The following is a 26,966-nucleotide window of genomic DNA, read 5'->3' on the forward strand; positions in this document are numbered from 1 at the left end:
GGCATCTCTGCCGCACCCCTAACGGGCTGTTCTCGATAAAAGCTCCGGTGCTCGGCGCGACAAACGGGAGAAGTACCATCCGTGCGTAACATCAGTTAATTAGATTAATACCTGCCCAAGCCTGGTCTGAGCTTGGCAAATTAATTTTATGCTCAAGCCGGACGGGGCATGTTGCTCCCGTCCGAAGCGTTTGGCGTTGGCTAAATGTATCCATTTAACTCAGATATCGCAAAAGTTTGCTGCATATGGCGCCAAAATGACCTTAGGAAATAAAAATGAAATCATCCAGTGATGTCACCATCAAGGTAGAAAATCTCAGTAAGTGTTACCAGAACTACGACAACTACGCCTTGTCCCCAAAAACCAGAAAAGGGTTTGCAGATGTCCTCTGACTTGAATTCACAATTACCAGTCTCAACCAACATTGCCTGGCACCATGCCACTGTTACGCGTGCACGGCGCGAAGCGCAAAACGGACATCGTGGTGCAATTATTTGGTTTACGGGGCTATCAGGGTCAGGTAAATCTACACTGGCTCATGCGGTTGAAGAAACCCTACATCAGCGGGGCTGCCGAACTTTTGTATTAGATGGCGACAATGTTCGCCATGGACTTTGTGGCGACCTGGGCTTTTCTGACAAAGATCGCCAAGAAAACATACGGCGGATTGGTGAAATGGCCAAACTTTTTATGGAGGCAGGAATCATCGTTTTGACCGCTTTTATCTCGCCTTACCGTGCGGATCGTGAACGAGTGCGCGGCATGGTTGAGCCGAGTGATTTCATTGAAATTTATTGTGATTCATCCATTAAAATTTGTGAAAAACGAGATGTTAAAGGCCTTTATAAAAAAGCCCGTGCTGGAGAAATTGCCGAATTTACTGGTATCTCGTCTCCTTACGAAGCACCGGAAACGCCAGAGCTTATCTTGAATACTGGGGTGGAGTCTCTAGACGCCTGTGTGCAAGAGGTGATGGGTGAAATAACGACCCGTGGTATCTGTGCATTACCGCTTCGCTCAATACTTGAGTCTGAGATCAAAAACACCACCAAGAAATTGGAACGTAGCCATGACTGACATGCCCCGTTCCGCTTGTGGTTAATCATATCAGTCTGGCACATCGATGCCGATAAGCAGGATGAGTCCATCCCACCGACCTGCGTATTAAGAATTCACCTCTTCCGCTCCGTGTGGTAAAATTTCAAATTTTTATGACTTGTTATGCTTTCGCGGTTTTCGTGGACGACAAAATAATATCCAAGGGACGTTCGTGCTATTAATTCCAACAATTCTTTGCGGTGGTGCAGGATCCCGGTTGTGGCCTGTCTCTCGTGAGTTGCACCCCAAGCCGTTCATACGCTTGGATGATGGGCAAAGCCTCTTGCAAAAGGCGTTTTTGCGCGGCGCATTATTGCCGGGCGTGGAAGAAGTTCTAACCGTCACCAACCGGGAACTGTTCTTCAAAACAGAAGATGAGTTTCGCGAGGTCAATGCTGACACGGTTGCAACATCCTTCATCCTGGAACCCTTCGGACGTAATACCGCTCCAGCGATTGCTGCTGCCGCTTCCCAAGTTGCCCAAAAATATGGCAATGATGCAATCATGTTGGTGCTTGCCGCCGACCACCTGATTGCTGACCAGCAGGCCTTTCAGCAAGCGGTGCTCAAAGCCGCTGAACTGGCAGCCTCGGGCAAACTGGTTACCTTCGGCATCCAGCCCGACTCGCCCGAAACCGGCTACGGCTACATCGAGGCCGACGGCAACACGGTGCTGCGTTTCGTTGAAAAGCCGTCACTTGAAAAAGCACAGGAATATCTCGCTTCTGGCCGGTTCCTGTGGAATTCAGGGATGTTCTGCTTTTCCGTTGGCGCCATGCTGCAACAGATGGAACAGTACTGTCCGCAGATACTTGCCGCTACAAAGGCTTGCATTGAACAGTCACGATCCGCCGAAGGCCAGGGCTTTACGCTACTTGAGCTCGATCCCGATACCTTTGGCAATGTTCCTGATGATTCCATCGACTATGCCGTAATGGAGAAGTCGAATCAGGTTGCCGTTGTCCCGTGCGATATCGGCTGGAGCGACATCGGTACCTGGACGGCGCTGGGCGACCTTACCGAGCCGGACGCCGATGGCAACCGAATCCAGGGCGATGCCCTGTTGTACGATACACGGAACTGCACCATCCAAAGCAATGACCGTCTGGTCGGCACGGTTGGCGTCGAAAACCTTATCATCATCGACACGCCGGATGCCGTTCTGGTGGTCGATAAATCCAGCGCGCAGGATGTAAAACACATTTATGCGGAATTGAAGGCAAAGGGCCACGAGGCTCATAAATCACATCGCACTGTATACCGTCCCTGGGGCATATACACCGTATTGGAAGAAGGCCATGGCTTCAAGATCAAGCGCATCGAAGTCAAACCCGGTGCGAGCTTGAGCTTGCAAATGCACCACCATCGGAGTGAACATTGGGTCGTCGTTAGCGGCACAGCCAAGGTTATCAATGGTGAGCGAGAAATCGTGATCAACACCAACGAATCCACATTTATTCCTGCAGGTCACAAGCATCGCTTGACAAACCCCGGCACTGCGCCTTGCGTGATGATCGAAGTGCAAAGCGGCGGATACGTCGGCGAGGACGACATCGTGCGTTTTGAAGACAACTATGGGCGCACATGATGCTATTGTTATATTGATTTAAGAGAAGAGAATTGGGGGCAGAGTAAAATTCTTTTTCACCTTACATAATGATCATTTGTGTCAAACAAGCCGGGGCAGGACCACCGTGCGTAAATTACCTCTAGGATTCGAAGCAAATAATCATCGTCCTCATCCCGCCTTTATCAGGAAAAGGCTTCCCTATTAATTCAATGCCAAATATGTGAAAATGTTGGGTTTGAAATTGTTGTTATCCAGGAATGAAAATAAATATTAAGTCCGATTTAGAAGAAGCGCTTAAACTTTGTAAAGGCGCATTCCTATCCGCAGCCGGTTTCAGTCTACTCATCAATTTTTTGATGATCACGCCATCCATCTACATGCTGCAGGTCTATGACCGCGTCGTTGCTACCGGTAATAAAACAACATTATTGATGTTGACACTGATAGTGATCGTACTATTTATTACCATGGCTTCACTGGAATGGGTGCGCTCGCAAATTCTGGTCAGAGTCAGTACCCGCCTGGAAATGCTGTTAAATCAGCGTTTGTTTCAAATAGCCTTTAAGCAATCGCTGTACTCCGGCGGGCAGCGGGCCACAACCCAGCCGCTGGATGATTTGACCGGCTTGCGCCAGTTCTTGACCGGCAACGGCTTGTTCGCCTTTTTTGATGCGCCATGGATGCCGGTATATTTGGCGTTACTGTTCTTATTTCATCCGTGGTTCGGCTGGTTTTCAGTATTAACCGCGATTTTGTTGTGCATTGTCGCTGCGGTTACAGAAAAGGCCACGACCAAAATACTCAGCGAAGCCAATAATGTCGCGATGGCGACACGGGGCGCCCTGGGCAGAAATCTCAGAAATGCCGAAGTTATCGAATCGATGGGCATGTTGGGTAAAATACGGCAACGCTGGATGGTAGGTGCGGTCAAGGTTTTAGAGTTGCAAGCCATTGCCAGTTCGCGTGCCGGATTGCTAACCGCGTTATCTAAAATCATCCGTATTTCTTCGCAATCGCTGATTTTGGGTTTGGGCGCTTATCTGGTCATCGAGCGCGAAATCTCGCCCGGATTAATGATTGCCGGCTCCATTCTTATGGGCAGAGCGATGGCGCCAATCGATCTTATTATCGGTACCTGGAAAGGCTTTATCAGTGCTCGCGGACAGTACAAGCGCCTTAACGACATTTTATTGCAAATTCCGGCGGATAAAGACCGTATGCTACTGCCCGACCCGCATGGTCGCATTCAGTTGGAAAACGCAGTAGTGGTGCCGCCGGGCAGTAAAGTGGCGGTCATCAAAGGCATCAATCTGGTCATTGAAAAAGGTGATATTGTCGGCATTATCGGGCCTAGCGGCGCCGGAAAATCGACCTTAGCGCGGGCTATATTGGGCATCTGGCCTACCGCCAATGGCGCCATCCGCCTGGATGGTGCAGAAGTATTCAGTTGGGATCGCGAGCATCTGGGGGATTTTATCGGTTATTTGCCGCAGGATATTGAACTATTTGAAGGCACTATCAGCGAAAACATCGCCCGCTTTGGCGACATAGATTCTGATCAGGTCGTTGAGGCCGCGAAAATGGCCGATGTCCACGATTTGATTTTGCGCTTCCCCGAAGGTTACGACACCCTTATTGGCTCTACCGGCGGCAATTTATCGGGTGGCCAGCGGCAACGTATCGGCTTGGCGCGGGCGCTGTACGGCAACCCGGTACTGGTAGTGCTGGACGAGCCAAACTCCAATCTCGACGAACAAGGCGAGGCCGCGCTGGAAAAAGCGCTGATAAGGCTCAAGGAAAAACAAACGACCGTGCTGATTGTTACCCATCGTAATAGCGTACTGTCCAAAGTCGATAAGCTGTTAATTCTCAGCGAGGGCACATTAGCCGTTTACGGGCCGAGAGATCAGGTTATCGCCCATTTGCAACAACAGCAACAACAAGCGGTCGCGCCTGTAGCGCAACCCGCATAACATAGAAGTATTATGATAGAAAAAACCGCAGTAAATAACGCTCCTACACCCTTGCATACCAATGATCGAGGCATACGCAACATCGGTGCAGCAATCGTTCTTGTGACCTTCGGTATTTTCGGCATTTGGTCGTTTTGGGCGCCTATGGATAGTTCGGCGCTGGCTCCCGGCACTGTCGTCGTAAAATCCTACAGAAAAACAGTGCAACATCTCGATGGCGGCATTGTTGCCAAAATATGGGTTAAAGACGGTGATTTAGTGAGCGAAGGGCAGACCTTGCTGATGCTCGATGATGCGCAAATCAAAGCCCAGCTGGAAATAGCGCGCAGCCAAAACATTACCCTGGCAGCTCAGGTAGCGCGGTTGCGCGCCGAAAGAGATCAGCTTAAAAAAATCGACTACCCCGAATTGCTTGATGATGCCGCCGATCCTAGAACCACAGAAGCCAAACTCTCCGAAAATAACGTGTTTCACTCCAGAAAAAATGCTTATGATGGGGAAATCGCGGTATTAAATCAACGCATCAGCCAGATTTCCAGCAAGATAAACGGCTTGCAAGGCCAGGTAAGCAGCAAAAAACAACTGCTCGCCTCCTATGCAGAAGAAATTCAGGACCTCAAAGAACTGTTGGCAGAAGGCTTTGCCGATAAGCAACGGTTACGCGACTTACAGCGCAATCACGCCTTGCAAGGGGGTGAAATCGCCCAACTCAACGCCGAAATCGCTACCAATCAAATGCTGATCAGCGAAACCCGCCTGCAAATTTTACAAGTGCAAAAACAGTTTCAGGAGGAAGTCGCAGGCAAACTCAGCGAAGCTCAATCCACGCTTAACGATGCCCAGGAACGCCTGTCTGCCAATCAGGACAAACTTAACCGTGTCGAAATCAAGGCGCCGGCTAGCGGCATGGTGCTGGGTCTGACCGTACATAATGAAAACAGCGTTATTTCCCCGGGGCGGCCTATACTCGACATCGTTCCCCAAGATGCCGAGCTGATCATAGAAGCTCAAGTGTCGCCTATGGATATAGATAGGGTTGTCGTTGGCCTGGAGGCCGAAGTCCGCTTTAGCGCTTTCAAGCAGTCGAAAACCCCGAAAATGGATGGCAGAGTGACGCACTTATCCCCCGACCATCTGACCGATGAGAGAACCGGCAATACCTATTATCAGGCGCGGGTCGAACTGACCCCGGAAAGTCGTAAAAAACTGGGTGATTTGCAATTACTGCCCGGAATGCCGGCCGAGGTTTTGATTAACACCGGTGAAAGAACACTGTTCGAATACCTGTCTCAACCCGCCACCAACGCCTTCGCACGCGCATTCATAGAAGACTAGCTAATATGAATATACACAGACATGGGCTAATGCTGATCATTTTTGCGTGTACTCAAACAGCCCTGGCCGAAGATTTGCTCGGCGTTTATCAACAGGCGCTGCAAGCCGATCCGGAACTGCAAAGCGCCAAAGTCAGAGTCGACATTGGTTCGGCGCAAAAAGGCCAAGCCTTAGGTCAAATGTTGCCGCAAATCAGCGCCAGCGGTAACTGGTCTGCCAACAAGCAAACCACCAGTGGAAGCCGCCAGGACTCAACCAACAACTTCCATGGTACCCGTTACTACGTCTCACTGAATCAAACTTTGGTTGATTTCGCCAAATTTTGGGAATGGCGACGCGCGTCTAAAGTGGAAGATCAATACGCCGCAGAGGCTATCGAAGCGAACAATCAATTGATGTTTAACGTGGTGGAGCGTTATTTCAACGAACTGGAAGCGGAAGACCAGCTCAATTTTGCCAAGACAGAAAAATTGGCCGCGCAAAAACAGCTTGAACAGATACAAAAACAATATGCCAAGCAACTATTAAAAATCACCGACCTCTATGCCGTAGAAGCGAGGCTTGATCAACTTATTGCTACCGAGATATTGGCCGAGAGCCAGCGGGTGACCGCGCAACAAAGCCTGAGAGAATTAACCGGCGTCAGTCCGGCCGAGCTCAGCAAGCTGCGGGATGGTGTCGATTATCAGGAAATCCAGGGCGATCTTCAACAATGGATTGAGATGGCGGAAAGTCAAAATCCGGCCATTTCGGCAAAACAAATTGCCATAGAAGCGGCAGAAAATAATGTGACGGTGCAGAAATCCAAATACCTGCCGGTCGCCGATTTGCAGCTGAATTACTATGACACCAACACCGGATTCCAGAGTTCAAATTTAGGTGCAAACGTACAAACCGAAGTCGCGGCGATTAATGTCAGCGTGCCCTTGTTTTCAGGCGGCACCACCACTCATCAAATGTTTGAAGCCAAGCATCGTTTGCAGCTCAGCAAAAACGACAACGAAGCCGCCATTCGCGGCATCACCAAAGAAACCAGCGACGCCTTTCTCAGTGCCAATGCCAATGCGCGGCATATCAAGGCCGCACAAAAAGCGCTGGACTCTGCCGGCAAATCACGGGAAGCGATGGAGCGCGGTTACCATTATGGCGTAGTAACCATCAGCGACGTGATCAAAGCACAGCAGGATGAATTTTCGGCCAAAAAAGATTTCTCACAAGCCAAGTACAACTACATAAAAAACCGTATCCGCTTCATGCATGCCATCGGCTCAATAGCCGAGGAAAATTTACAGGAAATCAACGGTTGGCTGGAAAAATCTTAACTATTCAGCGGTTAGAAAAATAGAACGCGGATAATTAAAAATAGAACGCGGATGACGCTGATAATTATGATGTATAAGATTTTTAGTAACTACTCAGCGGCATAAAATACATATAGAACGCAGTTGCCGAGGCGACGTAGATTAATATGATGAACGCAGATAATTATAAATATTCAGAAATTACCGAACAAATTATTGAGGCATTCTACAAAGGATACAATGCATTGGGATATGGATTTTTAGAGAAGGTTTATGAGAATGCTTTGTTCATTGAACTTGTCGCGATGGGTTTATTCGTTGAAAAACAAAAACTGATAAAAATTTACCTGATTAGCAAGGAACCTCAGCCAGCACCGTCATTCCGGCAGGGATTGCCGGAATCCAGAACACAGGGATGTGAAAAATAGATCAAAAGCGGCTTCATATGACGAAAAATGGTCTGCGAGATCCAATGTTGCCATCCATGGCGTCTGGATCCCGGCAATCCATGCCGGGATGACGAACCTTTTGTCACTAGCTGAAGCATCTTGCTAATCAGGAAAGTTTATTACCAAGGCAAAGAAGTGGGGGAGTATTTTGCAGATTTAATCGTTGAGGGATGTGTAATTGTTGAATTAAAAACAGCAGAATCCTTATGTAAAGAACACGAATTTCAATTAATTAATTATCTGAAAGCAACAGGAATTGAAGTGGGTTTATTGTTGAATTTCGGAAAGCAGCCCGAGTTTAAACGCAAAGTTTTTTCAAACAAGAAAAATCTTATTCAATCATAATTATCAGCGTCATCTGCGTTCTATTATATTGATGGCGGAGTAGTTACTTCTATGAAACTTATAACTATATGATCATCAGTAGACTCAGGTACCTATACCACTATAAAGGTTTTATTCTCGGCAGCGTCAAGCGCGAATTTCAAAGCAAATACCAGAACTCGCTGCTGGGAGCGGCGTGGACAGTACTGAATCCACTGGCCATGATCATCGTCTATACCGTGATCTTCTCCCAAATCATGCGTGCCAAGCTGCCCGGCATCGATAGTACGTTTGCTTACAGCATCTACCTTTGCGCCGGCGTGCTGACCTGGGGCTTATTCGCGGAAATTGTGACGCGCGCACAAAACACCTTTCTTGAGCATGCCAACCTGCTGAAGAAACTGAGTTTTCCAAGGCTTTGTTTGCCGGTTATCGTAGTCGCCAACGCGCTGTTGAATTTTTCCATCGTCTTCGGTCTGTTCAGCATTTTTCTAGTGGTTTCCGGTAACTTTCCCGGTTTGGTCTACTTGGCATTATTGCCGGTTTTTGCCATCCTGGTTGCTTTTGCCATCGGCCTAGGCATCAGTCTTGGGGTGCTCAATGTATTCTTCCGCGACGTCGGACAATTTTTCGGCATCGTCATCCAGTTTTGGTTCTGGCTCACCCCGATCGTTTACCCGGTCAGCATCCTGCCCGAAGCCGTGCGCTCGCTGATGAGCTATAACCCCATGGCTGCGCTTATCGCGGCCTGTCAGGATATTCTCGTTACCGGACAATGGCCGGTCTGGCAAAGCCTGTGGCCGGTAACCCTGCTGGCTATTGCGCTGTGTGCTTTCGGCATGCGCCTGTTCAGCAGGCATGCCGGCGAAATGGTCGATGAACTATGACCCGGCTCGATAAGTATCGAATGCTCAGTCAACTTTACTCTGACGGTGAAGCCACAGTGACAGGCACACGTCATTTTTTCTGGTTCCCACGCTCCTGCGTCACTGCCATTAAGTTAAGCGCTGTAGGAGCGGGCCGCGCCCGCGATGATGGTGTTACAACTCTGCAATCGCTGTGCAAATATCGCGGGCACGGCCCGCTCCTACGGAGTGTCGATGTGCTTAATCCCGCGTGGGAATCTATAATGATGTAGTTTCGAAGTCCAAAACTGGCTTTGGATGATTTAACCGACTAACCAACCAAATTGAAATCGCTGTAACTATGGGCACCATCACCATCACCAATTTAGGCAAAGCCTACAAACAATACCCCACGCGCTGGTCGCGGCTGGCCGAATGGCTAACGCCGGTTAACAAACCCCGGCATCAGCTAAAATGGGTCTTGCAGGACATCAGCTTCAGCGTTAAACCGGGCGAGGCGCTTGGCATCATCGGCATCAACGGCGCGGGTAAAAGTACCCTGCTCAAAATGATCACCGGCACCACCCAGTCCACCACCGGCAGCGTCAACATCACCGGGCGTGTCGCAGCATTGCTGGAACTGGGCATGGGCTTTCATCCCGATTTTACCGGACGGCAAAACGTCTACATGGCCGGTCAACTTATAGGCATGAGCGCTGAAGAAATCACCGGCCTGATGCCCGAGATTGAAGCCTTTGCCGAGATTGGCGATTACATCGATCAGCCGGTGCGGGTCTATTCCAGTGGCATGCAAATGCGCGTCGCGTTCAGCGTAGCGACGGCCAGGCGACCGGATGTGCTGATTGTCGATGAAGCGTTATCGGTGGGCGATACCTACTTTCAGCACAAGAGTTTCGAGCGCATCCGCGAATTTCGAAAACAGGGCACCACACTCTTGCTGGTCTCACACGACAAACAGGCCATACAAAGCCTCTGCGACAGCGCCATCTTGCTTAATGGGGGGCAGCTAGTCATGCAAGGCGAACCTGAGCAAGTCATGGACTACTACAACGCCCTGATCGCCGAAAAAGAAAACCAAACCGTCCGCCAGCTAGAACAACAAAATGGCAAGCTGCAAACCCTGTCCGGCACCGGCGAAGCCAGCGTCCAGGACATCGCCCTCCTCGACGCAAACGGCCAGCGTGTCGAAGTCATCGACGTTGGCAGTCCGGTAACACTCGATATTACCGTCGCCATCCATCAGCCCATACCCCGGTTGATAGTGGGTTACATGATCAAAGATCGTCTGGGGCAGACCATCTATGGCACCAACACGCACATCAAAAATCGACCGATTGAAAACGTCAACCCCGGCGACGTACTAACCTACCGCTTTGACTTTGCGCTCAATCTCGGCCCCGGCACCTACTCAATCGCCACCGCGCTGGTCAGTACCGATACCCACCTTGAAAACAACTACGAATGGCGCGATCTGGCACTGCTCTTTACCGTCGTCAACATCAGCCACGATTACTTTATCGGTAGTTGCTGGCTGGACCCCACTTTGGACATACAACGCACATGACCTTCATCTCTTACGCACAAAACGCCGAAGACGTCATACTTTGGCGCGCCCTGAAGCATATCGACAACGGATTTTATCTGGATGTCGGCGCCAACGACCCCGAAGACGATTCCGTCACCAAGGCCTTTTACGACCGTGGCTGGCATGGCATCAATATCGAACCTCTGTACCAGCACCATGTCTGCCTGCAAATATACCGTCCCCGCGACATTAACCTGCAAATGGCCGCCGGCGATCATAATGGCGCGTTGACCTTATACGACGTGCCCAGCGTCCGCGGCTGGGCCACCTCGGATCCGGACGTCGCCGACCACTATCGCCAACAAGGCCTGGAAGTCACCGCCGCCACCGTACCGGTACGCAGGCTCGACAGCCTGTGCGCCGAGTTTGGCGTGACCGACATCCACTTTCTCAAAATTGATGTCGAAGGCTTTGAAGACCAAGTCCTGCAAGGCATGAACTTCGAGCAGTGGCGTCCCTGGATACTGATTATCGAAGCCACCCGGCCCAATAGCCAGGACAGCCAGCATCAGTCCTGGGAGCCTATGGTGCTCGACAACGGCTACCAATACGCCTATAGCGACGGCCTAAACCGCTATTATGTCGCACAAGAACATTGGGCTTTGGCCGCCGTACTGGCGCAGCAACCCAACGTTTTCGACGACTATCAATTTATCGGCTATCACCGTGCGCAACAAGCTCTGCAGCAAGCCGAGCAACAACTGGCGCGTATCCAGGCCGAACATGAACATAGCCAGCAGCAACAGCAACAACGGGAACAACAGCTGCAACAACAGCTGCAACAGCAACAGCAACAACAATGGGAACAGCAGCTGCAACAGCAACAACAACGGGAACAGCAGCTGCAACAGCAACAAGACGAATACCAACGACAGCTGCAACAGCAACAGCAGCAACAGCTCAAATTGCAAGCGCAATTGCACGCACTAGAAGACCAGCTGCTAAGCAGCCAACAGCAAGCCCTAAACCTGGGGCAGCAGTTAACCGTTGTCACCGCCAGTCTGTCATGGCGTATCACCCGGCCGCTGCGCGAACTCAACTATTGCCTTAAAAAAGTTAGGCAAGGGCTGCATTTGCCCACTGCCCATGCGCTCAACAGCTTCAAGCAACCGTTGAAAAGCACCCGCATTGCTGCCGGTCGCACTTTGATCAGCCATGCTCGACAAAGCCGGATAGTCAATACCCTGCTGGGCCGATATCCGGCGCTGGATAGTCTGGCGCGGCGCAGCGCCCGCCAATGGGTCGGCCTGCAGCAACCCGTACAAAACCAACCAATGAGATTGGACCAGCTGACAGCAGCCGCGCGCAACATCTATCAAGACATCCAACGCCTCACTCACAGCAACCCGTAACAAAACAACCATGAAAATTATTATTGACCTGCAAGTGTGCCAAGTTCACGGCGACCAACACCCGCTTAGCCGCTTTACCCTGGCACTGGCGCAAGCGCTACTCCGCCAAGCCCCGCAACATGACATTCAGCTTTTGCTTAACGGCTTGCTCCCCAAACATATAGACAGCCTGCGTCAACGCTTCGCCGACGTGTTGCCCGCTGAGCATATTCACGTGTTCAGCGCCGTAGGCCCGATTGACCAGCAAAACCCCGATAACCATTGGCGCAGCCGTGCCGCGCAGTACCTGCGCGAAAATTACCTGGCCAACCTCAATGCCGACATCGTCCTGCTCAGCCAAGCCTTTCAAGGCTACGACGATCAGGCGATTGTATCGGGCGGACTGCTAAACCAGGGCCACGCCAGCATCATGATACTCGGCGACATTCCGGCCGCCGCAGTTGAAGCGGAATCAGGGCGTACCGACCCGCATTACGCGCTCTGGCATCGGCACTGCAGCCAAATCCTCAGCGCTGCCGATGGCTTGCTCGCCCTCTCTGCCCAGGCGGCCGACCAGGCCCGAGACCTGCTGAACATAGCCGATCAGCGCATCGTTATCGTCGACCAAGCCTTGCCAGCAACTGCCGATGCCCTGAATATTCAGCCCATTATCGAGGCGCTGGAACAGTACCGTCAGCAACGCCCACTCCCGCCGGTCGCCAGTGTAACCTTGCGCCCGCGTCTGGCTTATGTTTCGCCGTTGCCGCCTCAGCAAACCGGCATTGCCGACTACAGCGCGGTACTCCTGCCCGAACTGGCGCGCTACTATGACATCGACATCATCACCGACCAGGCCGACAGCCAGGACAGCTTCGCTGGCGTCCGCTTTCCCGTTTACAATGCCGAGTGGTTCAATAGCCACGCCGGGAACTATCAGCGCATCGTCTATCACCTTGGCAATTCCAACTTTCACCGTTACATGTTCCCCCTGCTTGCTGCCCATCCCGGTATTGTCGTCCTGCACGACTACTACCTCAGCGGCGTACTCAGCAACAGCGAGCGCGACGGCGACCAGCCTGCCGCCTTTAAAAAGGCGCTTTACCAGGCACACGGTTACCCTGCCGTGCTCAGCTTGCAGCGCGACGGCCTGGAAGCCGCCGTCTGGCAATATCCCTGTAACAAAGCGGTGCTCGAGCAGGCCACCGGCATCATCGTCCACTCCCAATTTGCCCAACAGCTTGCCCGGCAACATTACGGCGAGCAGGCCGCCCAAGACTGGCAGATACTGCCGCTGCTGCGCGCCCAGCCCGCCGACATTGACCGAGACCACGCCCGCCAACAACTCGCCATTCATCCTGAAGCCTTCATTATTTGCAGCTTTGGCCTGATGGGGACAACCAAGCTCAATCATCGTCTGCTGCAAGCCTGGCTGGGCTCAGCATTAGTTCACGACCATCACTGTCATCTGATCTTTGTCGGTGGCGAAGAGACCGGCGACTACGGTCAGGACATCGCCGCAACCATCGCCGCCAGCGGTTGCCAAACCCGCATCGCCATCACCGGCTACGTCAGCCCGCAGCAATACCATACCTACCTGGCCGCTGCCGACCTCGCGGTTCAGCTGCGCAGCCAAAGTCGCGGCGAAACCTCAGCCTCGATCCTCGATTGCCTGACCTACGGCCTGCCCACTATCATCAACAACAACGGTGCCGCGGCCGAGCTGCCGGAACACGCCCTGCACAAACTCCCCGACGATTTTACCGACGCCCAACTCGCCGAAGCCCTTTACACGCTGCGCACCCAACCCGAGCGTTGCCAACAACTCAGCCAGCACGCTATTGCCTACGCCCGTGCGACCCACCACCCCGTTCAAATCGTGGAGCGCTACTATCACGCCATTGAACAGCTCAGCAGCCATAGCGCGCGTGCCCGCTACCAACAGCTTATCCAGGCCCTGGCCAGCCTTTACCGCGCACAAGCGCCCAGTGAGCAAGATGCCCTGGCCATTGCCGAAAGTATCGCCGAAAACCAACCCGGCATGCCCCCAAAAACCCTTTGGGTTGACATCTCCGCGCTGGTTCAGGTTGACCTTAAAACCGGCATCCAGCGCGTGGTGCGCAGCGTGCTCCAGCAGCTGCTGATCGAGCCGCCCGCCGGATACCGGGTAGAGCCGATCTACGATGACAACGGCTGCTACCGCCATGCCCGCCGCTACACCGTCGAACTCATCGGCGAAACGCCAATAGACCTGATCGACGACGCCGTTCAGTTCAGTCCCTGCGACATCTTCCTGGGGCTAGACCTCTACCTCGACGGCAGCCATCGCAACCAGAACATCCTGGCCCGATTACGCCGCCGCGGCATCCAGATCTACTTCGTCGTCTACGACCTGCTGCCGGTGCTGCGTCCCGACGTCTTTCCTGCCGACACCGAACGCCACTTCCATGCCTGGCTAGACACCATCGCCGGCGTAGCTCACGGACTGGTCTGCATATCGCAAGCGGTCGCCGACGAATTGATGGCCTGGCTAAGCGCCCAGTCCCAAAATGCCGGAGTGCAAACCGCAGCCACCGACAGCCCGGTCATCCCCCTGCATATCGGCCATTTCCACCTCGGCGCCGACATTCTCGCCAGCGCGCCCAGCTACGGCATCAGCGCCCAACAACAGCGCATTATGCAACAATTCCAGGGACAGACTAACCTGCTGATGGTCGGCACCGTAGAGCCCCGCAAAGGTCATGCCCAAGCACTGGCCGCCTGCGAAATCCTCTGGCAACAAAACCGGGCCGTCAACCTGATCATCGTCGGCAATCAAGGCTGGATGGTCGACGAGCTGGCACAGCGCCTGAAAAATCACCCCGAAAACGGCCACCGCCTGTTCTGGTTTCAAGGCATCAGCGACGAATTACTGATTGAGCTTTACCATGCCGCCAGCGCGTTGTTGGCAGCCTCCGAAGGCGAAGGCTTCGGCCTGCCGCTGATCGAAGCCGCCCAGCACCAACTGCCCATCATCGCCCGCGACCTGCCGGTATTTATCGAAGTCGCAGGTAGCCACGCCTATTACTTCAGCGGCAACAGCCCGCAGGCGCTCGCCGACGCCCTGCTCGATTGGCAAGAGCAGTACGCCGAAGGACGGGTCCCTGCATCCACCCGGATGCCCTGGCTCACCTGGCAACAAAGTACCCAACAACTGCTCGATGTCCTGATCCGGCAACACGGTTGCCGACAAATCGGTCTGTTTAAAAAAGACGGTAGGTTGGATTAGCGAAGGTGTAACCCGACACATCGAAGCCCTTTTAACCTAGAAAAATCATTTGATCCACGAAAAACACAAAAAGCACGAAAATATTCAAAGAGATACCAAGTTGTAGATCGTCACCCAAAGGGCATAGCTATCTACACAAGTTATTTTCCCGTTGTGCGATACAGGGTAGGGGCGATCCGGCACACCCTACGGCTGCATTCACCACATTCCTTTGGATTATGCAGGAGATAGAGCAACGTGAAGCACATCATTGACGATACATCAGAATTATCGCAATGCGGGCGACCTCGGCAACTGCTCCTGCGTTGCTCTACCTCCTGCATCCATGCAAGTCGTGCCGGATCGCCCCTACTCTTTAACTTCACTGCCATTAAGTTAAGCGTTGTAGGAGCGGGCCGCGCCCGCGATGATGGTGCTACAACTCTGCAATCGCTGTGCAAATATCGCGGGCGCGGCCCGCTCCTACGGAGGGCCATAGGATGTGCTGAACAACGTGAAGCGCATCGTTCGCGAGTGATGCGCTTCGTGCCTCAGCACATCCTACGGGCTTGTGTAGATAGCTATGCCCAAAGGGTGAATGACTGTGTAATACAACATACTGATTTCTTTTGTGTCTTTCGTGCTTTTCGTGGACTAACTGCGGTTTTTAGGTTTAAAGGGCAGGTCAACGCCAAATAAAGCCCTGAAAAAAATTATTCGGTGCCCTAAGCGCCGATTCGTGATACATTTCCTGTCGGCCAACCGTTCGCCCTGAATTTGTCGAAGGGCCAAGCCGGGTAGGGTAACGTAATTGCCGAAACGGCAGCGGTGTTCCTTAAGTCAATATGAATGCATCAGCAAAAGCTCCAAAAAAAACACCAAATACTTGCAGATTGATAATTGTGCGTGCAATAATTACCCCCGTATGCAGGATAAGAACCTGTTTATGCATTTTGATGTGCGGCGAAAGCACATGAAACGGCTTACTTCAACTTCAAGCGCACTATAGGTTTTCTTCCTAACAAAAATCTCTAATCTCTTAACCTCTTAATTCTTTAAACATTTATTTTTTAATTACTGGAGCTCTACTCATGGGTATTTACACAGAATCTGTACAAAAACTGTATGTAGCATATTTCAACCGTCCTGCCGATGTTTCCGGCTTAGCCTACTGGGAAACCGTTGTTGCCAACAACGCCGGCAACACCGCGCCCATTAGCGCCGCCTTTAGCCAATCACCTGAATATGTAGCGGCTTTCGCCGGCATGAACAACGATGCCGTTGTCAACACTATTTATTTAAATCTGTTTGGCCGTGCCGCTGAGCCTGCCGGCCTGCAATTTTGGTCTTTGGCCTTAAACACCGGCAGAATGACTGTCAGCGACGCGGTGACTAACATTGCCGCCGGCGCGCTAACCACCGATTTAACCGCTTTCAACAATAAAGTGACGGCTGCTACGGCGTTTACCGTAGCACTCGATACGACTGCAGAAATTTTGGCTTATAGCGGCGCTACCGCCAATGCGTCGGCTAAAGTCTGGTTGTCTGCTGTGACAGACGATGCTTCTTTAGCGACACAGCAAGCGTCTTTGGATGCTACTGTGGCTGCTATTGTGACTGCGACGCCTGATGCTAATGTTGGGCAGACTTTTACGCTCACTACTGGTGTGGATAACATTGTTGGTACTTCTGGTATCGATACTATTACTGCAGACAATACAGCCGGTGCTGCTAAGTACACGCTGACCGCTGTGGATACAATCAATGGTGGTGGTGGTAATGATACGCTAAAGATCTATAGTGATGGTTTAGCTGCTGGCTCAATATTCACTGCGGCGAATATTACAGGTATTGAAACTATAAACATAAACAATTTAGCTGGTACTGGTACTGGTGTGAATTTAGATGTGTCAGCTGTTACAGGATTGACAGGCCTTGTTCTTGATACTCCATACAGCGCGGTTATTGGTGCAGACTCTACTGATACACTCACATTGGCTGGCCAGGCTGTTGCAATAAACACAATTGGCGCAGCTATTACAGCTACTAACAATATTACATTTGTTTTAGCATCAACAACAGATACTACAGAAAACGTAACTTTGAATGGTGTGGTTCAAACTAACACTACTACTGGTGCCGTTACTATTGACACTACTGGTAGCAAAGTAACTTCCGCAACCATCACAGGAACCGGTTCTGCTAGTACTGTTAACTTGGCAAACACTACAGGTGCTGCTATTACCACTCTGAATCTTGCTGGTGCTGCCAAGCTGACTTTGACAGAGTCAGCTGCGATGGCTGCAAAAGTAACAACGATCAATGCTTCAACAGATACGGGTGGGGTTGTTGTTAATGTTGCAGCTGGTACACAAGCATCAACTTTTGCATTCACGGGTGGAACAGCTAACGATAGCTTAACAATGACAGGTGCTTCAATTGTCAAAACTCAGGTTTTGGACGGTGGCGCTGGTACTGGTGACATGTTAGTTATATCTGACGCCAACACTACTGCGTTTGCAACTGTTGCGACGGGTGTTAATGGTGCTGCAAAGAACTTTGAAATATTAGGTTTTGCAGGTGCTGCGGATGCTGCTGCTGGTGCAACAGTCTCGACTTTGGCCTTAGATGCTTCATTGGTTACAGCAATGTCATCTTTTGATGTAACTACTGCTATTGCTAACGCAACACAATCAACTGTTGTTGGTACTTCTGTTGCAGGGGTGACTGTTACAAATACAAGTAATACTCAAACATTTATTTTTGATGCGTCAGTTACTGGTCAGGAATCTACAACTGGGCAAGCTGCTGGTGCAGGTGTAAGTTTTGGACCAATTGTTGACAATGGCGCTAACGCTTTAAGCGTTACACTGAGTGGTGTGAATATTACTGGTGGTGCTTCAGATACTACTGTTGGTGCTGGCATTGCTGCAAGCACATATGAAGTAGTTAATCTTGTCTCTAATGCTAATGCAGCTGGCACAACGACTGCTAACGCCTTGGTTGCGGGTGCGGGTGTGGGTACAGCATCTGGGTTAACAGTTAATACAAACGCAACTGTTAACATCTCAGGTGCGGCAGACTTAAACACAGGTCTTATTTCTGGTACCAATGTTACTTTGAATGCAGGTACCTTCACCGGTAAGCTGACAGCCACAACAGGTACAGGTAATGATGTTATTACTGGCGGTACTGGAATTAACTTGCTTACTTTAACTGGTGGTGGTGATACAGTAAATCTGTCCGCATCGACAGAAAAGGCTGATCAAGTAATAATTACTGCGGCTACCAATGATACATCGACGCTATTTCCGCAGGTAACTGGGTTCACCAACTCTGCCTCCACGACTGTTGGCGACATGCTTAATCTTATTGGTACAGCTACAATTGGTATTAACGTAGCTAGCACAGCAACCGGTGTTACCAATCTTACCGGTACCGTGACAGAAGGTATTCTGACATTCGGTGGAACTGCGGCAGCAACAGCCACTCTTGCAGATAAGATTACTGGTGCTTTCTCAGCAGCTGGTGATAATAACGTTGCCAATGCTTACGTGATCTTTGAGCATTCAGGTAGCACATATGTTGCCCACGAAATTGATGGAGTGGCTGGTTTCACAGCAGGTACTGATGAAGTAATCCAGTTGGTTGGCATGACCGGAGTAACTGGACTTAGCACAACAGCTTCTGGCGCAACGACTCTCTTTGCGGCTTAAGAAGCCATGTAGGGTGGGCACATGCTGTTCGTGCCCACGCGCTTAAACGCCTAATCTGTATGTAATCGTTTAATCGCACCCAAATAAACCATCCAATCCTTCACGGGGTTGGGTGGTTTTTTTTTGCTTTGCGTTTTGTGGGTATGTGGCGTCAAGATTAAGATGTTATGTTTAGCGGGAAAGACGGGGTCAGGTCTTTGATTTATGATTCAAGCGGGGCGGGGTTTGGTCTGGTTCCCACGCTCCTGCGTGGGAACCCATACTGGCTTTAGGCGCTGTTCTGCTTCCGAAAATAATTGGGGTCAGAGAAATAATTGGGGTCAAAAATAATTGGGGTCAGAGTAAAATAAGCTTCTCATAATTGGGTTTATGTTAAATCAATTGAGTTTTTCTTCTTTAATTATTTGGTATACTACAGACAACTTAAAATTTGCTGGGGCTTATTATGGCAACGATTACATTTGACACGCATAAATTTGTTCGCAAATTGGAAGAGGCGGGCTTTGATCAAAAGCAAGCAGAGGGTTTGACCGAGGCAATGCGAGCGGCAATTGAAGAATCGGAACTGGTCACTAAAAAGGATTTACAGATCGAGCTTGCACCCATCAAGGCCGATCTTAATCTGATCAAATGGATGATGGGCGCTCTTATCGCCCTCGCCATTGCTAATTTCTCTAAGCAATTTTTATGATGTAGATGGTGCTCAAATAATTGGGGTCAGAGTAAAATAAGCTTCTCATAATTGGGTTTATGTTAAATTTAAGATTTGGTCTCTGATAATAGGGCTGTTTTCGTGTTGTGTTATAATTATAATTTTTATAATTATGAGTTCCATTGTGGCAAAGATTGATGGAGTAAAGGCACGCATTGATTGGCTGAAAGAGCTTTTTAAGGTTGTAATCACCGTTATGGTGGCTGACGTTGCTGGTATGTCCAAATTGTATTTGGATAACACGATTGATGTGCTATTTTATATGGGGGGCTTGCTGTTACCTTTTTTGCTCTATGTTTGTATGGATATAAGCAGAAAGATTGAGCGTCACTTTAACGAATTGGAGGAATTGTAATGGCTACGTTGTTTATGATTATGGCATTTGTAATGATCGCTGTAGTGTTAATTTATCCTGTATTAAAAACACATTAGCCGGGGAAAGAACGGGGTCAGGCCTTACATTTGACATTTGTCTTTGCTTGCTTTGATCTTTCCCCCCTCTTTTTCCTTGTTCCCACGCTCCCGCGTAATAATTGGGGTCAGAGTAAAATAATCTTCTCATAATGACTGATATGTTAAATTAATTGGGCCTTTTAGGAACAATAGGGGTCATAGGGGTCAGACCCCTTTAGAAAAAATAACACATTCATTCCCCGTTTTTTGTTGTTTTCTCCTCCGTTTTTCTCTCTCCTTTCCGCTGCCGATAATGGGTTTATGTTAAATTGACAATAAAATTCTATTGGTGTACGATAATTTTGTGAGTAAATTAGATGAAGTTAAAGAAATTCTAAATACATTAAGGGTGGCGATGAGTTTGTCATTTGGTATGTTGATAATTGTAGTTAGTGGAATAATCAAACGATTTGATGATAATCATGTAGATTCTGTATTTTGGCTTGGTACATTATTTGCCGTATTTTTATTGGCTGTTATTTTTTTATTGATAAACAAGATTTCTCAGAGAACAAAAGAGATCAAGGATTTGTAGTTATGGACATGGGTTTATTTGCAATTGTTGGTATTGCGGTGTTGACAGCTGCTTTGATGTTATTTGCCGTTTATAAGCTATCGGAAGAATGACCCTAGCGGGGTAGCGCTTTTCTGCCCATGAGAAAGGGGTCACCCATTAGCCTGCCGGTGTCAATAGGCCAAACAAAACCTCAAGCAAAAAACAAAGCAAAACCAACAAAGGGGTCAGACCCCTTTAAAAATCCCCATTTAAACACATCTTCCCCCTCTTTTTCCGCATTCCCACGCTACCGCGTGGGAATGCATACGGTACACAAGGAGAACATACCAACGGCATATAGGTTCCCACGCAGGAGCATGGGAACCAGAAAAATCAAGGGATCAGCCAGCTTGATTTTCCCTCTCCCGTCCGCTGCCGATAATGGGATGTTATGTTAAATAATATTACGCTGATGTTGAATAAGTTGATATTTTTCCCTTTCAAATTATCTGGTATACTTCGGTTATGTCAGAATTACCCAAGATTATTGGTCAAGTATGTGCGATTGAAACCATTGCGGAAGGTAATGGTATTCGTGAACTCCATCAACTTCGACAACGGTACGGACAAGGGACTTGGCGTAAGAAAAAAGGTATTGCAGCGGTTGAGAACTTCAATGGTGAGGTAGCTATGGCCGAAATACACTGGTATGAAGCGCATGGTATTGGAAAAGTTAAGCTAAAAATAAAGAGGTGGTTATGAAGTTTGTTGTTTGTATGGAGAAAACAGCATTAGGCGATTTTTCTACAGATGACCTAACTATCGGTCGTCTTTATGAAGTCGTTAGTGATATTGAATTGCATGGCATGTTACGGATTATTGATGATTCCGGTGAAGATTATCTTTATCCTGCAAAGTTATTTGAGCAACTCGTTGTCCCTGATGGTACGGCTAAAAGATTGCATCATATAATTGGGGTCAGAGTAAAATAAGCTTCTCATAATGGGATGTTATGTTAAATCATGCAGACTCATGTTATTTTTCGTTGATTTGAGCTACAATTATTTCTCTTATTTTGTTAGAGGTTCTTGGTCATGCCGACTATTAGTATGTTTTACGGGATCATTATCCGGATGCTGTTTATGGATACCCAGCAACATCACTTACCCCATCTTCATATTGAGTATCAGGGCGTGCAAGCTGTGATTTCCATTCCTGATGGAAATCTTCTGGAGGGTGATATTCCCGCCAAAAAGTTGCGCATGGTGCAGGCGTGGATCGCTATTCATGAAGATGAGTTAATGGCGGATTGGTCGTTGGCGGTGAGCGGTCAGCCTGTATTCTCGATTGATCCTTTGCGCTGAGAAGACTGGCGATGATTAACGTTAATTCTGTTGAGATTATGTCTGATTTTGTCTTGCTTCTGACTTTCAGTGGCGGTGAGCGACGTTGCTTTGATATGAGACCCTATTTGCACTACCCGGTATTTCGTCGCTTGGAGAATCCTGGATTCTTCTCGTTAGCTCATGTCGATTACGGTACGGTTACTTGGCCCGGCGACATCGACATTGCACCTGAAACGCTTTACGAATATTCTGTTCCTCTTGGAACAAGATAACCAATGAGTCAATGGGGTCACACAACCAAGGAACCAATGGGGTCAGACTCTGAGGTATCCCCACAAATCACCCTTTCTCTAATTTTTCAAAATAACCGACCAATAGCGCCTGCGCCAGCTCTAAATAATCACCCGGTAGGTCAAACACAGCATAGTGGCAGGCGATTTTACCGAGAAAAATAACGGAGTACGGCGAACGTTTTGATCCGCTATTAACCCGGATCTGCCGTTCAGTGACAGAGCCTTTTAGGCTCAGGCTCACCAGCCAAAGTACAAAGATAATAAGCGCCGCGATCAATAATAGATTCGCCCTGCGGTCGGATTGAATCCTGCTTTCACGGGTTAAATTTAAGCCATAACGCGTACTCTTGGTATCGCGAAACCCTTCCTCCTTCCTCGATTTGCATCCGAGCGCGGTAATAATTTACGATACGCACGGCTGAGTAGTCTTTAAGAGACGGCGACACAACCAGTAGCCACGGCTCTTTTTCAAAATAATTGGGGTCAGAGTAAAATAAGCTTCTCATAGAAATAATTGGGGTCAGAGTAAAATAAGCTTCTCATAATGGGAGGTTATGTTAAATTTAAGGTTTTGTCTCTGATAATAAAGGCGCGTATTGATTGGCTGAAAGAGCTTTTTAAGGTTGTAATCACCGTTATGGTGGCTGACGTTGCTGGTATGTCCAAGTTGTATTTGGATAACACGATTGATATGCTATTTTATATGGGGGCTTACTGTTACCTTTTTTGCTCTATGTTTGTATGGATATAAGCAGAAAGATTGAGCGTCATTTTAACGAATTGGAGGAATTGTAATGGCTACGTTGTTTATGTTTAAACTGACAGTGTATTTTTAATGATGTAGTATTCACCTATGAGCAAATTAGATAAAATAAAAGCTGATATTTCTTTTCATGAGAAAATGTTTTTTGCGGCGCTCGCCGTAATTGTTGGGTTGATTGGTTGGTCTGCTTCAAACTTTTTAAATGTACCTTTATTCATTTTATTGCTAGCACTTTCAGGTGTTATGGGGGCAGCAATATTTGGTGTTTTTCAGTATCGTTTTATTAAGAATTTAATTAGGGAGTTGGAAGATGCTTAATTCACTTGTTATGTTTATTATGGGTTTGGTATTTGTTGTTTTTGTTGGATATTTGGCGTGGGACTCGTATTATGAGTTTAAGAAGCATATGAGAAATCACTAAAAAAATAAAGAAAGCCAATGGGGTCAGACTCGATTGAAAATTCAGAATAATTGGGGTCAGAGTAAAATAAGCTTCTCATAATGGGATGTTATGTTAAATTAATTGAGCCTTTTAGCTGATATTTGATTTGTATTTTGCAGTGAATGGTGTAATTATCAAAAATATGGAATATTTGTTAACTGATCATGCGAAAAAAGGAATCGCAAAACGGCGGATTTGCTTTAGCTGGATTGAGGAGGCTTTGGCTTGTCCTGCAAGAATGCATAAAAGGGGTCAGACCCTGAGATACAAACGCACTATAGGTTTTCTTCCTAACAAAAATCTCTAATCTCTTAATTCTTTAAACATTTATTTTTTAATTACTGGAGATCTATTCATGGGTATTTACACGGATTCTGTACAAAAACTGTATGTGGCATATTTCAACCGTCCTGCCGATCCTGCCGGTTTGGCGTACTGGGAGGGTGTTGTTGCCAACAACGCCGGCAACACCGCGCCCATTAGCGCCGCCTTTAGCCAATCACCTGAATATGTCGCGGCTTTCGCCGGCATGAGTAACGTCGCTGTTGTCAACACCATTTATCAAAACCTGTTTGGCCGCCCCGCTGAAGACGAAGGCTCGGCATTTTGGGCTAAGGCCTTGGACGATGGCAGAATGACGGTTAGCGACGCGGTTACCCATATTGCCGCCGGCGCGCTAACCACCGATTTAACCACTTTCAACAATAAAGTGATAGCGGCTACTGCGTTTACTGTGGCATTGGAAACAGCTCCTGAACTTGTGGCTTATAATTATGCGGCGGCTAAAACCTGGTTGTCGGCTGTGACGGACGATGCTTCTTTAGCGACGCAGCAAGCGTCTTTGGCTGCTATTGTGGCTGCTATTGTGGCTGGGACTGCGGATAATCCTGGGCAGACTTTTACGCTCACTACGGGCGGAGACAACCTTGCCGGAACTGCCGGTAATGACACCTTTAACGCGACCTATGATGGCGGCGTAGCGACAGATACCTTGGGTGTTGACGATATTATCGATGGACTTGGCGGTATCGATACGCTGAAAATCGACCATCTTATCGATGTAGCCATTACCCCGCCTGACACCCTGTGGACGGGGCTTAGCAATATCGAAAAAGTCGTCATCAACACCACCGGTGATGGCGCACAAACCCTGACCACCGGCGTTAACTTTGAAGCGGCATTCGCGGCAGGCGTGGCGCTGACGACAACGACGTCGGGCGCCGGTGCGATTACGCTTGACATGAGCACCTTTACCGGAGAGGCAGTGCTCAACACCACCTCCGTTGCCGGTGCGCAGACCCTTGTGACCGGTTCAGGTCTGACAACAGTGACAGCAATATCCGACGCCGGGGCATTGGACATTAAAGGCATAGGGCTTGCCCTGGTGTCGGCCACCACCACCGGCGCCGGAGCGCAGACTATTGGCGATGCGGGCGGTAACGGCGCAAGTCTTACTATGGTGAACGCCACAGCCAATTCAGGCACGCAGACGATTACCAGCACCAACACCGCTGATACCGCCGTGACCGCGATCTCCACTTCGGGCCTACAGCATATTACCACCGGTGCCGGCAACGATACCGTCACCACCACGGCGGCGGCCGGCACCATCAATACCATTAGCACCGGCGCCGGTAACGATACCATCGTGGCGAGTCTGGGAAGTGACCTGATTACCGGCGGCCTTGGCGCGGATAAAATGACCGGCGGCGGCGGCGTCGATACCTTTGTCTTTGGCGCTAACGATTCGATTATCGGCGTGTCGATGGATAGTATCACCGACTTTAACGTTGGCGGTACGGATATCCTGACCTTTGGCGCTACCACCACGGTGCTGGCTGTTGATGCAACGGATCTGGTCGCGGGCGCCAACGTGCAAACGACTGCCGGCGGCCTGATTGGCTTTCACGCCGATGACAGCACCCTGGCGCTGAAGATTGCTGCGGTTCAAGCCGATACTGAACTTGATGTGGCCGGATCGGTCGGGATGTTCGTTGACGGTGGCAACACCTACGTCTATTACGCCGGCACCGCCGCCGGCAATGCCGATGACCAGTTGATCCAATTGAGCGGCATCACTACGCTGGCAACCCTCACCGGCGGTTCGACCATGTCCATCGCGTAACTTCCTCATTCCCACACACACAAAGCCGGTATGGGCTCCCACGCGGGAGCGTGGGAGCCCTTGATACTGAGCTTGATGTTCCTCGTTCCCACGCTCCCGCGTGGGAAAATAATTGGGGTCAGAGTAAAATAATCTTCTCATAATTGGGGTTATGTTAAATCAAATGAAGGAATAATCGGTGGGGAGTTATCAATAGGGCTTTTTGTTGTGTTATACTTTGGTTTTAGTGATTTTTGATGAGTATTTGGTTATGGCTGCAATTACGTTTGATACCTTAAAGTATGCTAATAGGCTAAAAGCGGCAGGAGCCGAATCACGGATAGCAGAGGCTGAAGCAGAAGCGCTAGCAGAAGTTTTTGAGTTGAATTTGAAAGAAGTTGCTACTCGTGAAGACCTAAAACAAATGGAAGAACGATTAAATGAAAGACTGGATGCGCGATTGCTTCAACTGGAACAGCGCATGATTATCAAATTAGGCGGGTTAATGGTTGTTGCAATAGGAGCAGTTGCTACGTTGGTAAAGATTTTATAAGCCGGAATAATTGGGGTCAGAGTAAAATAAGCTTCTCATAATTGGGGTTATGTTAAATTAACCGGATTTGAAACCTGAGGCACGGTTTGTTTATTTGTATGTATGTTAAACTAATCGTCGTACTGAATTTGATGGAGTGTGTTATGGCAACAATTACATTTGATACCTTAAATGTTTGTTGAAAAACTTAAGGCTGGAGGTGTTCCTGAAGCACAGGCTAAAGCGGAGGCGGAAGCATTGGTAACTGCTTTTTCTGAAGCAATGGATTCGCAGTTGTCGACAAAATCGGATATAAATCGCCTGGAGCGCGAATTGATAGTTATTAAATGGATGGTAGGTTTGGTGCTTGGTGGTATTTTGACTTTAATCCTCAAAGCGTTCTTTCCTGTTTAAGAAAAACCAATGCAAACAGTCAATGGGGTCAGACTCGATTGAAACCCGCTTTTTTCTTCCTCTTTTCTCCTTTTTTCCGTCGTCCTCCGGCGGCGCATGATGGCGCTTATGTTAAATGCTAAACAATGAATAGAGGGCTTTGTTTTGAGACTATTTGTCTATTCGTAATGGCTCCACATACGTCAAATTCTCTGTTTCTATAACTTCGTAGACAAGACGGTGTTGTTTGTTTATTCGTCTGCTGATAAGGCCTTTCATGTCGCCTTTTAAATATTCAAAGTCAGGTGGGTATTGCAACGGATTTTCACTGATAATGTTTATTAACTTTAAGGTTTTGTTTTTAAGCCCGCTGGCATATATCTTTTTAGCATCTTTTTGTGCTTGCGTCATGAAGACAATCGTATACATTACCAATCTAAACCCATCTCCTTACACACAAGTTGTTAAGATTTAGTAAAGTAGAATCATTTTAGCTATGAATTGGGCAAATAGAGAATTTCGTAATTTAGATTTAGGTGATAAACGACTAAAGAATAGAGCCATAAAGCTAATCGAAAACCTAGCCAAGTCGCCAAAATCAAGCATACCTGAATCATGTCAAGGTTGGGCAGAGACGCAA

At 48.9% G+C, this 26,966-nt stretch carries 26 protein-coding genes; 24 read left to right on the forward strand and 2 right to left on the reverse strand.

Translation table 11 applies throughout. From position 1 onward, the window contains the following. Window positions 1-381: 381 nt before the first annotated feature. From cysC to RW114_RS11075, 19 genes are all read left to right on the forward strand, one after another. Window positions 382-1,077: an adenylyl-sulfate kinase gene (gene cysC / locus RW114_RS10985; RefSeq protein WP_340122795.1), complete on the forward strand. Its 696-nt coding sequence runs from the start codon at window positions 382-384 to the stop codon at window positions 1,075-1,077. A 193-nt stretch (window positions 1,078-1,270) separates the two neighbouring features. Beyond that, the gene (locus tag RW114_RS10990; RefSeq protein WP_340122796.1) at window positions 1,271-2,686 is read left to right on the forward strand and encodes a mannose-1-phosphate guanylyltransferase/mannose-6-phosphate isomerase; all 1,416 of its coding nucleotides are present in this window, start codon (window positions 1,271-1,273) and stop codon (window positions 2,684-2,686) included. Window positions 2,687-2,925: 239 nt separating this feature from the next. Continuing rightward, the gene (locus RW114_RS10995) at window positions 2,926-4,641 is read left to right on the forward strand and encodes a type I secretion system permease/ATPase (protein WP_340122797.1); all 1,716 of its coding nucleotides are present in this window, start codon (window positions 2,926-2,928) and stop codon (window positions 4,639-4,641) included. A gap of 12 nt (window positions 4,642-4,653) precedes the next feature. Beyond that, the gene (locus tag RW114_RS11000) at window positions 4,654-5,976 is read left to right on the forward strand and encodes an HlyD family type I secretion periplasmic adaptor subunit (protein ID WP_340122798.1); all 1,323 of its coding nucleotides are present in this window, start codon (window positions 4,654-4,656) and stop codon (window positions 5,974-5,976) included. A gap of 5 nt (window positions 5,977-5,981) precedes the next feature. Continuing rightward, the gene (locus RW114_RS11005; RefSeq protein ID WP_340122799.1) at window positions 5,982-7,298 is read left to right on the forward strand and encodes a TolC family outer membrane protein; all 1,317 of its coding nucleotides are present in this window, start codon (window positions 5,982-5,984) and stop codon (window positions 7,296-7,298) included. 149 nt (window positions 7,299-7,447) lie between these two features. Then, the gene (locus tag RW114_RS11010; protein WP_340122800.1) at window positions 7,448-7,705 is read left to right on the forward strand and encodes a GxxExxY protein; all 258 of its coding nucleotides are present in this window, start codon (window positions 7,448-7,450) and stop codon (window positions 7,703-7,705) included. 120 nt (window positions 7,706-7,825) lie between these two features. Beyond that, window positions 7,826-8,071, forward strand: a complete 246-nt coding sequence (locus tag RW114_RS11015) for a GxxExxY protein (RefSeq protein ID WP_340122801.1) — start codon at window positions 7,826-7,828, stop codon at window positions 8,069-8,071. Window positions 8,072-8,139: 68 nt separating this feature from the next. After that, entirely contained in the window at window positions 8,140-8,937 is a 798-nt protein-coding gene (locus RW114_RS11020) for an ABC transporter permease (RefSeq protein ID WP_340122802.1), read from the forward strand. Between the two features lie 319 nt (window positions 8,938-9,256). Further along, complete coding sequence (locus tag RW114_RS11025; RefSeq protein ID WP_340122803.1) at window positions 9,257-10,480, forward strand: ABC transporter ATP-binding protein; 1,224 nt, start codon at window positions 9,257-9,259, stop codon at window positions 10,478-10,480. Continuing rightward, window positions 10,477-11,853, forward strand: coding sequence for an FkbM family methyltransferase (locus RW114_RS11030; RefSeq protein ID WP_340122804.1), 1,377 nt, complete (start codon window positions 10,477-10,479; stop codon window positions 11,851-11,853). Before RW114_RS11025 ends, RW114_RS11030 begins: the two co-directional genes overlap by 4 nt. Window positions 11,854-11,863: 10 nt before the next feature. Then, the gene (locus RW114_RS11035; RefSeq protein WP_340122805.1) at window positions 11,864-15,097 is read left to right on the forward strand and encodes a glycosyltransferase; all 3,234 of its coding nucleotides are present in this window, start codon (window positions 11,864-11,866) and stop codon (window positions 15,095-15,097) included. 1,070 nt (window positions 15,098-16,167) lie between these two features. Then, entirely contained in the window at window positions 16,168-18,792 is a 2,625-nt protein-coding gene (locus RW114_RS11040) for a DUF4214 domain-containing protein (RefSeq protein ID WP_340122806.1), read from the forward strand. 445 nt (window positions 18,793-19,237) lie between these two features. Next, window positions 19,238-19,483, forward strand: a complete 246-nt coding sequence (locus RW114_RS11045; RefSeq protein ID WP_340122807.1) for a coiled-coil domain-containing protein — start codon at window positions 19,238-19,240, stop codon at window positions 19,481-19,483. A gap of 133 nt (window positions 19,484-19,616) precedes the next feature. Then, window positions 19,617-19,859, forward strand: a complete 243-nt coding sequence (locus RW114_RS11050) for a hypothetical protein (protein ID WP_340122808.1) — start codon at window positions 19,617-19,619, stop codon at window positions 19,857-19,859. 402 nt (window positions 19,860-20,261) lie between these two features. Next, window positions 20,262-20,492, forward strand: coding sequence for a hypothetical protein (locus RW114_RS11055; protein WP_340122809.1), 231 nt, complete (start codon window positions 20,262-20,264; stop codon window positions 20,490-20,492). A 486-nt stretch (window positions 20,493-20,978) separates the two neighbouring features. Beyond that, window positions 20,979-21,215 (forward strand): hypothetical protein, encoded by a 237-nt coding sequence (locus RW114_RS11060; protein ID WP_340122810.1) that lies wholly within the window; start codon window positions 20,979-20,981, stop codon window positions 21,213-21,215. Further along, window positions 21,212-21,445, forward strand: coding sequence for a hypothetical protein (locus tag RW114_RS11065; protein WP_340122811.1), 234 nt, complete (start codon window positions 21,212-21,214; stop codon window positions 21,443-21,445). Before RW114_RS11060 ends, RW114_RS11065 begins: the two co-directional genes overlap by 4 nt. A 102-nt stretch (window positions 21,446-21,547) precedes the next feature. Then, the gene (locus RW114_RS11070; RefSeq protein ID WP_340122812.1) at window positions 21,548-21,817 is read left to right on the forward strand and encodes a DUF4160 domain-containing protein; all 270 of its coding nucleotides are present in this window, start codon (window positions 21,548-21,550) and stop codon (window positions 21,815-21,817) included. Window positions 21,818-21,828: 11 nt separating this feature from the next. Further along, entirely contained in the window at window positions 21,829-22,071 is a 243-nt protein-coding gene (locus RW114_RS11075; protein WP_340122813.1) for a DUF2442 domain-containing protein, read from the forward strand. 67 nt (window positions 22,072-22,138) lie between these two features. Here RW114_RS11075 and RW114_RS11080 read toward each other — a convergent pair whose 3' ends face one another. Further along, complete coding sequence (locus tag RW114_RS11080) at window positions 22,139-22,369, reverse strand: hypothetical protein (RefSeq protein ID WP_340122814.1); 231 nt, start codon at window positions 22,367-22,369, stop codon at window positions 22,139-22,141. A gap of 576 nt (window positions 22,370-22,945) precedes the next feature. Here RW114_RS11080 and RW114_RS11085 point away from each other — a divergent pair. The 4 genes from RW114_RS11085 to RW114_RS11100 all read left to right on the forward strand — a co-directional run bounded on the left by RW114_RS11085 (window position 22,946) and on the right by RW114_RS11100 (window position 26,347). Continuing rightward, complete coding sequence (locus RW114_RS11085; protein ID WP_340122815.1) at window positions 22,946-23,173, forward strand: hypothetical protein; 228 nt, start codon at window positions 22,946-22,948, stop codon at window positions 23,171-23,173. A gap of 479 nt (window positions 23,174-23,652) precedes the next feature. Then, window positions 23,653-25,422, forward strand: coding sequence for a DUF4214 domain-containing protein (locus RW114_RS11090; RefSeq protein WP_340122816.1), 1,770 nt, complete (start codon window positions 23,653-23,655; stop codon window positions 25,420-25,422). A gap of 250 nt (window positions 25,423-25,672) precedes the next feature. Beyond that, a complete protein-coding gene (locus RW114_RS11095) occupies window positions 25,673-25,954 on the forward strand; it encodes a DUF1640 domain-containing protein (protein WP_340122817.1) in 282 nt (93 codons plus the stop codon). Between the two features lie 171 nt (window positions 25,955-26,125). Next, entirely contained in the window at window positions 26,126-26,347 is a 222-nt protein-coding gene (locus RW114_RS11100) for a DUF1640 domain-containing protein (protein ID WP_340122818.1), read from the forward strand. 150 nt (window positions 26,348-26,497) lie between these two features. Here the strand turns inward: RW114_RS11100 and RW114_RS11105 are convergent, their stop codons facing one another. Next, entirely contained in the window at window positions 26,498-26,737 is a 240-nt protein-coding gene (locus RW114_RS11105; protein WP_340122819.1) for a Txe/YoeB family addiction module toxin, read from the reverse strand. An 85-nt stretch (window positions 26,738-26,822) separates the two neighbouring features. Here RW114_RS11105 and RW114_RS20975 point away from each other — a divergent pair. Further along, window positions 26,823-26,966, forward strand: a 144-nt coding sequence (locus RW114_RS20975) for an IS4/Tn5 family transposase DNA-binding protein (RefSeq protein WP_422614784.1), incomplete at its 3' end; no start/stop codon positions are given.

The sequence above is a fragment of the Methylobacter svalbardensis genome, from assembly GCF_037671525.1.
GTDB classification, from domain to species: Bacteria; Pseudomonadota; Gammaproteobacteria; order Methylococcales; family Methylomonadaceae; genus Methylobacter_A; species Methylobacter_A svalbardensis.

What these genes read in the sequence shown, in the direction of transcription:
- RW114_RS11030 (WP_340122804.1), top strand. Translation starts at nt 10,477, where the DNA reads ATGACCTTCATCTCTTACGCACAAAACGCCGAAGACGTCATACTTTGG.
- RW114_RS11045 (WP_340122807.1), top strand. Translation starts at nt 19,238, where the DNA reads ATGGCAACGATTACATTTGACACGCATAAATTTGTTCGCAAATTGGAA.
- cysC (WP_340122795.1), top strand. Translation starts at nt 382, where the DNA reads ATGTCCTCTGACTTGAATTCACAATTACCAGTCTCAACCAACATTGCC.
- RW114_RS11010 (WP_340122800.1), top strand. Translation starts at nt 7,448, where the DNA reads ATGAACGCAGATAATTATAAATATTCAGAAATTACCGAACAAATTATT.
- RW114_RS11050 (WP_340122808.1), top strand. Translation starts at nt 19,617, where the DNA reads ATGAGTTCCATTGTGGCAAAGATTGATGGAGTAAAGGCACGCATTGAT.
- RW114_RS11065 (WP_340122811.1), top strand. Translation starts at nt 21,212, where the DNA reads ATGAAGTTTGTTGTTTGTATGGAGAAAACAGCATTAGGCGATTTTTCT.
- RW114_RS11020 (WP_340122802.1), top strand. Translation starts at nt 8,140, where the DNA reads ATGATCATCAGTAGACTCAGGTACCTATACCACTATAAAGGTTTTATT.
- RW114_RS11005 (WP_340122799.1), top strand. Translation starts at nt 5,982, where the DNA reads ATGAATATACACAGACATGGGCTAATGCTGATCATTTTTGCGTGTACT.
- RW114_RS11035 (WP_340122805.1), top strand. Translation starts at nt 11,864, where the DNA reads ATGAAAATTATTATTGACCTGCAAGTGTGCCAAGTTCACGGCGACCAA.
- RW114_RS11025 (WP_340122803.1), top strand. Translation starts at nt 9,257, where the DNA reads ATGGGCACCATCACCATCACCAATTTAGGCAAAGCCTACAAACAATAC.
- RW114_RS10995 (WP_340122797.1), top strand. Translation starts at nt 2,926, where the DNA reads ATGAAAATAAATATTAAGTCCGATTTAGAAGAAGCGCTTAAACTTTGT.
- RW114_RS11100 (WP_340122818.1), top strand. Translation starts at nt 26,126, where the DNA reads ATGTTTGTTGAAAAACTTAAGGCTGGAGGTGTTCCTGAAGCACAGGCT.
- RW114_RS11095 (WP_340122817.1), top strand. Translation starts at nt 25,673, where the DNA reads ATGGCTGCAATTACGTTTGATACCTTAAAGTATGCTAATAGGCTAAAA.
- RW114_RS11070 (WP_340122812.1), top strand. Translation starts at nt 21,548, where the DNA reads ATGCCGACTATTAGTATGTTTTACGGGATCATTATCCGGATGCTGTTT.
- RW114_RS11085 (WP_340122815.1), top strand. Translation starts at nt 22,946, where the DNA reads ATGAGCAAATTAGATAAAATAAAAGCTGATATTTCTTTTCATGAGAAA.
- RW114_RS11090 (WP_340122816.1), top strand. Translation starts at nt 23,653, where the DNA reads ATGGGTATTTACACGGATTCTGTACAAAAACTGTATGTGGCATATTTC.
- RW114_RS11060 (WP_340122810.1), top strand. Translation starts at nt 20,979, where the DNA reads ATGTCAGAATTACCCAAGATTATTGGTCAAGTATGTGCGATTGAAACC.
- RW114_RS11075 (WP_340122813.1), top strand. Translation starts at nt 21,829, where the DNA reads ATGATTAACGTTAATTCTGTTGAGATTATGTCTGATTTTGTCTTGCTT.
- RW114_RS11000 (WP_340122798.1), top strand. Translation starts at nt 4,654, where the DNA reads ATGATAGAAAAAACCGCAGTAAATAACGCTCCTACACCCTTGCATACC.
- RW114_RS11105 (WP_340122819.1), bottom strand. Translation starts at nt 26,737, where the DNA reads ATGACGCAAGCACAAAAAGATGCTAAAAAGATATATGCCAGCGGGCTT.
- RW114_RS11040 (WP_340122806.1), top strand. Translation starts at nt 16,168, where the DNA reads ATGGGTATTTACACAGAATCTGTACAAAAACTGTATGTAGCATATTTC.